This window comes from Ruoffia sp. FAM 26255 (genome assembly GCF_045528525.1).
Taxonomy (GTDB): Bacteria; Bacillota; Bacilli; order Lactobacillales; family Aerococcaceae; genus Ruoffia; species Ruoffia tabacinasalis.
Window position 1 is genome coordinate 1 of sequence record NZ_JBGQQX010000062.1, and the last position, 10,980, is coordinate 10,980.

9 protein-coding genes and 1 other annotated feature are annotated in these 10,980 nt (G+C 36.3%); all 9 genes read left to right on the forward strand.

What is annotated here, in order from left to right; translation table 11 throughout:
* The first annotated feature begins 268 nt into the window (after positions 1 to 268).
* Positions 269 to 493 (forward strand) — a binding site (T-box leader).
* A 99-nt stretch (positions 494 to 592) separates the two neighbouring features.
* The 9 genes from ACEN31_RS09900 to phnE (ACEN31_RS09940) all read left to right on the forward strand — a co-directional run bounded on the left by ACEN31_RS09900 (position 593) and on the right by phnE (ACEN31_RS09940) (position 10,785).
* A complete protein-coding gene (locus ACEN31_RS09900) occupies positions 593 to 1,402 on the forward strand; it encodes a transporter substrate-binding domain-containing protein (protein WP_407109308.1) in 810 nt (269 codons plus the stop codon).
* A 14-nt stretch (positions 1,403 to 1,416) separates the two neighbouring features.
* Positions 1,417 to 2,631, forward strand: coding sequence for a M20 family metallopeptidase (locus tag ACEN31_RS09905; RefSeq protein ID WP_407109309.1), 1,215 nt, complete (start codon positions 1,417 to 1,419; stop codon positions 2,629 to 2,631).
* A complete protein-coding gene (locus tag ACEN31_RS09910; RefSeq protein ID WP_407109310.1) occupies positions 2,628 to 3,830 on the forward strand; it encodes an argininosuccinate synthase in 1,203 nt (400 codons plus the stop codon). Before ACEN31_RS09905 ends, ACEN31_RS09910 begins: the two co-directional genes overlap by 4 nt.
* Before the next feature lie 27 nt (positions 3,831 to 3,857).
* Positions 3,858 to 5,231: an argininosuccinate lyase gene (gene argH, locus ACEN31_RS09915; protein ID WP_407109311.1), complete on the forward strand. Its 1,374-nt coding sequence runs from the start codon at positions 3,858 to 3,860 to the stop codon at positions 5,229 to 5,231.
* 143 nt (positions 5,232 to 5,374) lie between these two features.
* Entirely contained in the window at positions 5,375 to 6,988 is a 1,614-nt protein-coding gene (locus ACEN31_RS09920; protein WP_407109312.1) for a peptide ABC transporter substrate-binding protein, read from the forward strand.
* A 242-nt stretch (positions 6,989 to 7,230) separates the two neighbouring features.
* The gene (locus tag ACEN31_RS09925) at positions 7,231 to 8,268 is read left to right on the forward strand and encodes a phosphate/phosphite/phosphonate ABC transporter substrate-binding protein (RefSeq protein WP_407109313.1); all 1,038 of its coding nucleotides are present in this window, start codon (positions 7,231 to 7,233) and stop codon (positions 8,266 to 8,268) included.
* A 77-nt stretch (positions 8,269 to 8,345) separates the two neighbouring features.
* Positions 8,346 to 9,119, forward strand: a complete 774-nt coding sequence (gene phnC / locus ACEN31_RS09930) for a phosphonate ABC transporter ATP-binding protein (RefSeq protein WP_407109314.1) — start codon at positions 8,346 to 8,348, stop codon at positions 9,117 to 9,119.
* A gap of 19 nt (positions 9,120 to 9,138) precedes the next feature.
* Positions 9,139 to 9,960 (forward strand): phosphonate ABC transporter, permease protein PhnE, encoded by an 822-nt coding sequence (gene phnE, locus ACEN31_RS09935; protein ID WP_407109315.1) that lies wholly within the window; start codon positions 9,139 to 9,141, stop codon positions 9,958 to 9,960.
* Positions 9,961 to 9,975: 15 nt separating this feature from the next.
* Positions 9,976 to 10,785, forward strand: coding sequence for a phosphonate ABC transporter, permease protein PhnE (gene phnE / locus ACEN31_RS09940; protein WP_197103583.1), 810 nt, complete (start codon positions 9,976 to 9,978; stop codon positions 10,783 to 10,785).
* Positions 10,786 to 10,980: the final 195 nt, after the last annotated feature.

Genomic DNA, 10,980 nt, shown 5'->3' on the forward strand with positions numbered 1-10,980 from the left:
TAGATATTCTCCTTATGTTATTTGGTGGTACTTTTAATATAACGAATATCTGCGTCTTTTAGAAGACACAAAGATAGGGTTGATGACATTTTAATTTTTGTCATCAACCCTATTTATTGTAGAACCCTTATTGGTGCTTGTGTTTTTTTTATTAGTAAAATGTAAGTTTTATTAAATTAAAAAGGCCCACTTCAAACTATTTTAATTATATTCTAATATAAGTATTGACTTTCACTTTGCAAGTTGATAGAATAATTTCAAGTTAATAAATAAGTCAAAGAATAAGAGAGTAAATTACTTCGAGGTAACAGCGAGATAGGACAGAGTGGAAGCCTATTTATCTAAGAGTAGTTGAACCGCACTTATGAGACAAGTTAGTGAATGTATAGCTAGCTTCGCTGTCTGAGCGTTAACAAAAAGAGTGAATAAACCCTATATGGCCGTATAGGGGAGTTAACTAGAGTGGTACCGCGGAATAAACCCCGTCTCTATCGTTGTATTTGTACAGCGATAGAGACGGGGTTTTTTTAATACCATCGAAGCGTAGTCAAAGATTTATTAATTAATAAAACAAACATAGGAGCAAATCAAAATGAAAAAAATAAGTAAAATAATTTTAGCTTTTGTTGTAGGGATGTTTTTAACTTCTGCGGTAAATATTAAGGCAGCGACGTTAGAAGAAATCAAAGAAAAAGGTCAATTAGTTGTAGGTATGAATGCAGAGTATCCACCATTTGAATGGGTGGAAGTGGTTGATGGTGAAGCCGTTGTCGTTGGTATTGATGCCTCTCTAGCTCAAATGATTGCTGATGAGATTGGGGTCGAGTTAGTGATTGATAACCGGGCATTCGATTCGTTAATCCCAACATTGAATACGAATAAAATAGATTTAATTCTTTCTGGAATGTCGAATACAGAAGAACGTGCCAAAGTCGTTGATTTCTCAGTGTCATATTATGAACCAGTAAGTCAGTTTGCTGTTGCGAGTGATCAAGTGGATAACTTTAACTCCTTAGAAGATTTTAACGGAAAAAGAGTTGGCGCTCTGCTAACGTCAACACAAGAAATTTTTTTAAAGGAAAATATGCCTGAAATCGAATTAGTATCTATGGGTAAAAACGGCGATTTAATTGAAGGATTGAAAGCGAAAAAAGTGGATGCCATCTTCATGTCAGACTTAACGCTTCAACAATACTTAACAAATTACGGCGATGTAGTTTCAGTTGTTGAAGGCATTGACATTGATAATGAACTTCTAGGAACATCTGTCGCGATGACAAAAGGAAATACGACTTTACTAGAAGTTGTAGACAAAGTAATTACAGAAGCTAAAGAAAATGGCGATTTAGATAAAGTATTTGAAGAAAATATCGAAAAAGCAAGTAAAGCTCAAGAACAGTAATAGAGGAGAAAACAATGGCACTTGAAAATTTAAAAGATTTAGAACAATACACAGATGACTTACTTGAACGTAGACGCTTTTTACATCAACATCCTGAAACATCGTTCAATGAATTTAAAACGGTGGAATACATTGAAGGCTTTCTAAAATCATTAAATCATGTTGAAATTATTAAACCTACTCAAACAAGTGTCATTGGCGTATTCAAATCGAAGCAGGCGGGTAGTCGAATCGGTTTACGGGCGGATATGGATGCCCTCCCAATTCAAGAAGAATTAACAAATTTAGACTTTTGTTCGATGAACGACGGTGTGATGCATGCGTGTGGTCATGATGGCCACACAGCTATGTTAATGACAGCATGTCAGTGGTTAGATGATCATTTCGACACATTAGAGGGTGAGATATATTGTATCTTTCAACATGCAGAAGAATTACCCCCAGGTGGCGCGAGCCAAATTATGGCAACGGGTGTTTTAGATGATTTGGATTTTATCTATGGGCAACATGTCTTACCAGAGATTGAAGTTGGAACGGTAGACATTAAAACCGGTCCCGTCACAACTAACTCGGATGGTTATAAAGTAACTTTGTATGGTTTAGGTGGACATGCATCGACCCCATCAAAAGCGATCAACCCGATTAACTTGGCAAGTAAACTCATTCAAGCATTCAATGAGATTCCGTCGCAACATATTGATGCACAACAATCTGCTGTTGTGTCAAATACATATATTAAGGCGGGGAATAGTATTTCCTTAAATATCATTCCAGATACTTTGGAGTTTGGAGGAAATATTCGATCCTTTGATGCAGATGTTCCAAAACGTATCGAAGAGAGTATGGAGCAAATATTAGAAGGAATCTGTGGCGCTTATGGTGTCGGCTATAAGTTTAATTATGAAGTAGGTGCTCGTTCGGTGTATAACGATGACGTCAAGACAACGCTATTACAAGAGATTGTCGGAAATTCTTTAGACGTTAACGTCATTGAAAGAAAACCTGATATGTTCGGTGAAGATTTTTCCGTCTATAGTCAAGTCATTCCAGCAACCTTTGCGATGATTGGCAGTCATAATCATACGAAAGAAACGCAATATCCACTTCATCATCCTAAATTTAATATCGATGAAGGTGTATTAATAGTTGGTTTAAAGATGCTACTTACAGTTGCAATAGAATATAACAAAAAAATAACAAACATGAAATTAGAAGGAGAATTAGTATGAGTAAAGATAAAATTGTATTAGCTTATTCAGGTGGTTTGGACACGTCGATTACAATTCCATGGTTAAAGGAAAATTATGATGCGGACATTATTGCAGTCTGTGTTGATGTAGGTCAAAAAGAAGATTGGGAAGCTGTAGAGAAAAAAGCTATCGCTTCGGGGGCAAGTAAGTTCTACAATCCGCATGTGGCAGATGTTTTAGCTGAAGAATACATTTATCCAGCAATTTCAAGTAACTTGAAATACCAAGGGACTTACTTACTAGGTACTGCGCTGGCACGTCCATTAATTGCCAAAGAATTGGTCGCTGTTGCCCATAAAGAAGGCGCTACTGCAATTTGTCATGGCTGTACTGGTAAAGGGAATGATCAAGTTCGTTTTGAAACAGGTATCGCAGCCTTCGATCCAGAGATGAAGATTGTTGCACCTTGGCGTATTTGGGATATTAAATCCCGTGAAGACGCACTTAAATATGCTGAATTAAAAGGTGTGCCTGTGACATCAACGATTGAGAAAATCTATTCAGAAGATGAAAACTTAATGCATATTAGTCACGAAGGCGGAGACATCGAAAGTCCTAAGAACGCGGTCGATTACTCAAGCATCCTAAACATAACTAATGCTTTAGAAAATACACCGGATGAAGCTGAGATTGTTGAAATCATTTTTGAACAAGGGAAAGCGACGGCTGTGAATGGGGAAGAATTGAAACCTCATGAAGTATTAGAAACTTTAAATGCGATTGCTGGGAAACACGGGATTGGTGTCCTTGATTGGATTGAAGACAGAACGATTGGAATGAAATCCAGAGGGATTTATGAAACGCCAGGAGCGACTCTATTAATGGAAGCTCATGAACGTCTGGAAAGTTTAACGCTGACAAAAGAAACGATTAAATTGAAACAACACTTGGCCGTTGAATTTGCTGAATTAATCTACAATGGACAGTGGTATTCAATGGCAAGTGATTCGATATTAGCCTTTATGAATCATACGCAAAAGACTGTGACGGGTGATGTTAAACTGAAATTATACAAAGGGAATATGTTACCACACGGATTGAAGAGTGAATTCGCACTATTTGACGAAGATGTTTCAGGCTTTGGTGAAGATGATTTATTCGATCACCATGATGCAGAAGGATATATTAATGTCATTACGTTACCGACTAAGATTCAAAAGAAACTAGGACTTCTCTAAATATTATTCAGAAAAGGAAGAGGATATATGGCACTTTGGAGTAATGAATACCATCAGGAAATGTCGAATTCGGCCTACGAGTTTAATCAATCAATTGTAATTGATATTCGATTATTTGATGCAGATTTACGCGGAAGTATGGCACATGCCCAGATGTTAGGCAAACAACATATCATTGAACCTGACGAGGCGAAGCAATTAGTTGCGGAGCTGTCATCAATGCGCGAAGAATACGCAAATCAAACACTTCAAATTGATTTAAATGAAGAAGACATACATAGTTTTATCGAAGCGGAATTAACACGAAGACTAGGTGATATCGGCAAGAAAATACATACCGGTAGAAGCCGTAATGATCAAGTGGCTACGGCAATGAAAATATATGCCTTAGATGAAGTTGAATGGATGATAGATGCCTTAAAAAAAGTCATGCTTGCCTTCACAGATGAAGCGCAAGAGCATCTTGAGACGATTATGCCAAGTTACACACACTTACAGCGGGCGCAACCAATAACCTATGGACATTATCTCATGGCCTATGTTGAGATGTTCCACCGAGACTATGGACGGATTAAAGATGCTGCGAAGCGTATTAAAGAGACAATGCCTCTAGGTGCCGGTGCCTTAGCAACAACAACTTTTCCTTTAGATCGATCGTATACAACGGAGTTGTTAGGTTTTAGCAATTATTCAAATAATAGTTTAGACGCAGTATCGGACCGAGATTATAGTTTGGAATTATTATCGGCATTTTCTATATTAAGCATGCACTTAAGTCGATATAGTGAGGAAGTGATTATTTGGACTTCACAAGAGTTTAAGTTTCTGTCCTTAAAAGACACATTCTCGACGGGTTCATCGATTATGCCTCAGAAAAAGAACGCGGATATTCATGAACTATTTAGAGGGAAATCCGGGCGTGTGTTCGGTGATTTAATGAGTGTGTTAACGATTATGAAAGGAATACCTTTAGCATATAACAAGGATATTCAAGAGGAGAAGGAACGTTTATTTGATGCGATTGATACTGTGAAGATGATGCTTTCTTTATTACCTTCAATGATTGATGAAACGATTGCTAATAAGGAAGTAATGTACAAAGCAGCAAGTACGGGTTTCATTAATGCAACGGATTGTGCAGATTACTTAACAGCGAAAGGTTTACCGTTTCGTGACGCCTACCAAGTGACAGGTAATATTATTCAGTACTGTGAAGAAACAAATCAAACCTTAGAAACTTTGAGTTTGGCAGAGTATAAAGAAGAGCATGCTTTATTCGAAGAAGATATTTATGATGCGATCGATTTAACAGTTTGTGTTAAACGCCGACAAGTGGATGGTGGACCTGCCCCTGAGAAAGTACAGGAGCATATTGATAAGATTAGAAGCTTACTTATTTAAAAATTATATAATTGCTTAAAGCTTAAAACATGAGTATATCAGCCATTAAAACGCTTAATAATTAAAAAAAAATGACAAAGCCCCTTGTTAAACTCTCATATATGCTGTATATTATTAGATATAAATTAAAAGGAGGAACATTAATGAAAAAGTTCTTACGAGTACTTACATTAGTTAGTTTATTTTTATTAAGTGTAGCGCCGTTAGCACAAACAACTGCATCTGCGCAAGATGCTGCAACACTTAACTTATCCCTAGGAGCAGAACCACCTACATTAGACCCTGCTTTAGCAACAGATTCGACATCAGGATCAATCATCCGTAACGTTTTTGAAGGATTAACACACAATAACCATGGTGAAATTGAACCAGGTGTTGCTGAAACATGGGAAGAGAGTGAAGATGGCCTTACTTGGACATTCACTTTACGTCAAGATTCAACTTGGTCAAATGGAGACCCAGTTACTGCAAATGATTTCGAGTTTTCATGGAAACGTGTTTTAAACCCTGAGACTGCATCTCAATATGCTTCTATTCTTTACCCAATTACTGGTGCTGAAGAATTTAACTCAGGTGAAGGCGAAGAAGACGCTGTAGGAGTTACTGCTGTAGATGACTACACATTAGAAGTAACATTAAACAACCCTACACCATACTTCTTAGAATTAACTTCATTCTACACTTACATGCCAGTTCATCAAGCAACAGTTGAAGCCGACTCTACTGGTTGGGCTGCTGAAGCTGGTGAAACATATGTAACTAACGGTGCGTTCAACTTAGATACATGGAACCACAACAGTGACTTAGTATTAGCTAAAAATGCTGAATATTGGGACGCTGATAACGTTGCTTTAGAAACAGTTAACATCCAAATTATCGAGCAAGAATCAACAGCTAACGCTGAATTCCAAGCTGGTAACTTAGATTACTTAGGTACTCCTTACGGAACCGTTTCTCTAGACTCAATCGACATGTACCGTGCTAATGAAGAACTAAACACAGTTCCTTACGCAGCAATCTACTGGTACAAATTAAATACGACAGATGAATTAATGCAAAACGTTAACTTACGTAAAGCATTATCATTAGCAATTGACCGTCAAGGTTTAATTGATAACGTAATTAAAGGTGGACAATTACCTGCATTAGGTGTTGTACCTCCAACAATCGAAGGATTCGAAGAAGACCGTGGCTACATGCAAGATGCAGCATTCGACGAAGCTAATGAATACTTAGCATTAGCTATGGAAGAATTAGGAATTTCAGATCCTAGTGAAATTACTGTTAACATCTCAATTAACGACAGTGAAGCTCACTCAACAATTGCTCAATTTATCCAATCTGGCTGGGCTACAAACTTAGGAATTAACGCTGAGATTGACTCAACAGAATGGCAAGTGTACTTAGACCGTCTAAACGTTCTTGATTACCAAGTAGGACGTATGGGATGGATTGCTGACTACAACGACGCTATTTCATTCTTAGACATGTACCGTACTGCCGATACTGGTAATAACGATACTGGTTGGGAAAATGAAGAGTACAAAAACTTAATTGATGAGTCAGCTTCTGAAGAAGATCCAGCTACTCGTACTCAAATGTTATTAGATGCTGAAGCGATTTTCATGGAAGAAATGCCAGTAATCCCAGTATACTACTACACAAGTAACTATGTTATCCAAGACCACGTACAAAACTTAGAGCCAGATGCTTTAGGTAACGTAAGCTTGAAAGACGTATCAGTTTCTGCTGAATAATACACAGATAAATTAACGACTAGGTTAACCTAGAAATTAAATAATACCGCTACAAGCAATTGTGCTGTTTGTAGCGGTATTTTTGTTTAGAATAATTGATATTAATCAATTTGCTTCAATAATCCCAAAAAGTTAACAATCCAATACGTGTGAATTTACACAAAATTTACATAAAATCAATAGCGGTTGATTATCGAATGGTATATAATATTAATGTTATAAAAAAAGGGAGGAATTATCTTATGTTAAGAAATTGGATAAAAAAAGCTGCTTTAACTTTAGCATCTGTGACAACACTTGCTTCAGTAGCGATGCCAGCTGTAGCTGGGCAAGAAACAACTCAAATTGATGAGTTATCAATCGGATTTGTACCATCACGTGATCCGGAAGAAATCGTAACAGCAACAGAACCATTAGAGCAATTATTAATTGACGAATTAGCTACTCTTGGTTATGAAGTAGGTTCAGTAGATATCTCTGTAGGTACTTCATATGAAGCAGTTGGAGAAGGTTTATCAGCAGGGACTATTGATATCGGATTTATTCCAGGTGGAACATATGTATTATATGATGATGGTGCAGAAGTTATTTTAACTTCTACACGTGCTGGTTTAAGTAATGATTCAGACGATCCAGCTGATTGGAATGCGAACGAACCAACTGAAGCAACGGACGAACAAGTAACGTATTACCGTGCTATTATGATTGCAGGACCATCAGAAAAAGGGCGCGAATTAGCTGATAAAGTTAATAATGGTGAAGAATTATCTTTTGAAGATTTAAATTCAGCTAATTGGTCTGTTATGAGTCCATCTTCTTCAGCAGGCTACATTTATCCAACAATTTGGTTACAAGATAATTTCCAACAAAACTTAAGTGATTTAGAAAATGTTGTGCAAGCTGACTCTTACTTAAACTCATTTGCACGTCTAGCTTCTGGTCAAGTAGATATCTTAACAGTATTTGCTGATGGTCGTCGTGACTACGTTGATCAATGGCAATCTGAATTAGGTGGAGAAAATGACATCTGGACAGATACTGATGTTATTGGAGTTACACCAGGTATCTACAATGATACTATTTCAGTAAGTAACAATTCAGAAAATATGTCTGATGAACTTAAATCTGCTTTACAAGAAGCATTCATTAATATTTCTGAGACTGAAGAAGGTAAAGAGATTATCGCAATTTACGCTCACGAAGGATATGAAGTTGCTGAGAGTGCGGACTACGATGTAGAGCGTCAAGCACAAGAAATTTTACGTGAACAATCTAACTAATAACTAATATTATAATAAATATTTGAAGGCTAGGATAAATCCTGGCCTTTATTTGCTTGAAGAGAGGTTTGTAAGAAATGATAAAATTTGAAAATGTAAGTAAAAAATATCCTAAAGGCGTAACCGCGTTAAAAGATGTGAATTTAACCATCGAACAAGGTGAGTTTGTTGCGATTATTGGTCTATCCGGAGCAGGGAAATCAACATTAATCCGTTGTATTAATCGCATGCACAGTATTTCAGATGGAACACTGACTGTTGATAATGAAGATGTAACTGCCCTAGGCTCAAAAGAATTAAGACGTTTCCGTAGAAAAATTGGAATGATTTTCCAATCATTTAATTTAGTCACTCGAATTAGTGTATTAAACAACGTATTAGTATCGAGTGTGCCAGAGTTATCATTTTGGCGTAAATTAACGGGTAGTTTTACAAAAGAGGATAAAATACGAGGATTGGAAGCTTTAGATAAAGTAGGAATCTTGGATAAAGCATATACGCGTGTAGACCAATTATCAGGAGGTCAACAACAACGTGTAGCTCTTGCAAGAACGTTAGCGCAAAATCCTTCTATTATATTAGCTGATGAACCTGTCGCTTCTTTGGACCCAGTCACAGCTAAAGTTGTTATGGATGATTTTAAACGCATTAATAAAGAAATGGATATTTCAGTATTAATTAATATTCATCATGTTGATTTAGCGTTAGAGTATGCAGATCGTATTATTGGAATTGCAAAAGGGGAAATCGTTTATGATGGTCCATCTAGTGACGTTGATCAAGAAGTATTAAACAAAATCTACCAAAATCAACCTATTGAAGTTGTTGAATCTTCAGTATCACCAGTATAGAGGGGGATTTATTGTGGAAATGAAATTATATGATCGTGTTTTTAAACCCAAAAAAATAGTATTATCTAACGGTAAAAAAATCTATCAAAGAGCGTCAAGAACCCCATTAATTATTTTGTTATTATTAATATTTACATATATTTCAACTAAAGTAACTGAGACCGAATTATCAGTCTTAGCTGAACGTGGGGAACAATTCTTTGTTATTTTGGGACAAATGATTCCACCAAATTGGAGCTATGCAAACAATATATGGAGACCCATGATTGACACTATTCAAATGTCATTACTTGGATCGGTGTTAGGTGCTCTCGTAGCTATACCTATTGCTATGTTATCTTCGTCAAATCTAATTCAAAGTCGTTGGGTTACTGGCTTTTTTAAACTATTCTTATCAATTACGCGGACATTACCAACATTGATTACAGCTTCAATCGCAACATTTATCTTTGGAATTGGAACGACTGCAGGTACTATAGCAATATTCATCTTTACGTTTTCCTATATTGGTAAACTAATGTATGAGAATATCGAAAATATTGATATGGGACCCTTTGAAGCCATGGAATCTATGGGATTATCCAAAGTAGAAGCATTCCGATATGCAGTAGTTCCTCAGATTATGCCAACGTACTTATCCGTATCACTTTTTGCGTTCGAGGGTAACATTCGATACGCCGCAATCTTAGGATATGTAGGGGCAGGTGGAATAGGTTTAATCTTAAATCAAGAATTAGGATGGCGAGATTATGCAAATGCCGGGATGATACTACTAATATTAATGGTCGTTGTATTCATAATCGAACAGATCAGTGAATACTGCCGTCAGAAATTGACTTAGGAGGAGGCACAAGAAATGAATAATATGATTAACAAACAACTTGAGCGTGAACCTAATCGACGAGTATACTACATTACAATATTCGCTATTTTACTAGCGTTTCTAATATGGTCAGTAACAGGCGTACAATTCAATGGAATTGATAGTCGAGGCTCAACCATTGCTGGAAATATTATAACAGGAATCCTATCTCCAGATTTAGAATTTCTATTTGAATTCTCTGATGAGGGGGTACCATATTTATTATTTGAAACAATATGTATTGCATTTTTAGGAACAATATTTGGATCAGTACTAGCGATACCTGTAGCATTTTTAATGTCACAAAGTATAGTCGGACCAGTCCTCTCCTTTATTACACGTACATTGCTCGTAGTTATTCGAACAATACCATCCTTTGTATATGGTCTGATGTTTATTAGGGTTACGGGACCAGGAGCTTATGCAGGAGTATTAACAATGTCAATTACATCTATAGGTATGGTTTCGAAATTATACTTAGATACTATAGAAGAAATAGATGATGGAATTCTAGAAGCAATGGAGGCTGCTGGATGTAATACGTTTGAGAAGATTAGATATGGAGTTATTCCTCAACTCTTTACAAACTTCTTATCTACAACTATATATCGTTTTGATATGAATTTAAGAGATGCAACAGTTTTAGGTTTAGTAGGAGCCGGGGGTATTGGAGCGCCATTAATATTCGCAATGAACTCATATCGATGGAGTGAAGTTGGTTCGATTTTAATTGGATTAATAATATTGATTTTAGTTATTGAATTTATCTCATCTAAATCCAGAGAGAAATTAGCAAATGGATAATAGCTGACTATATTTAGCCAAGAGAGTTCTCCGGAATTTCCTTGGCTTTTTCTATTCCTTCCATTATATATGACGAATTTACAATTTAAGTGCAACAACAATAATAAAATAAAAAAAGATCCATAGTTTTCCTATAAAATAGATGTACCAACCAACTATTAGAAGGAGAAAGCTATGAATCCATACACACATCTT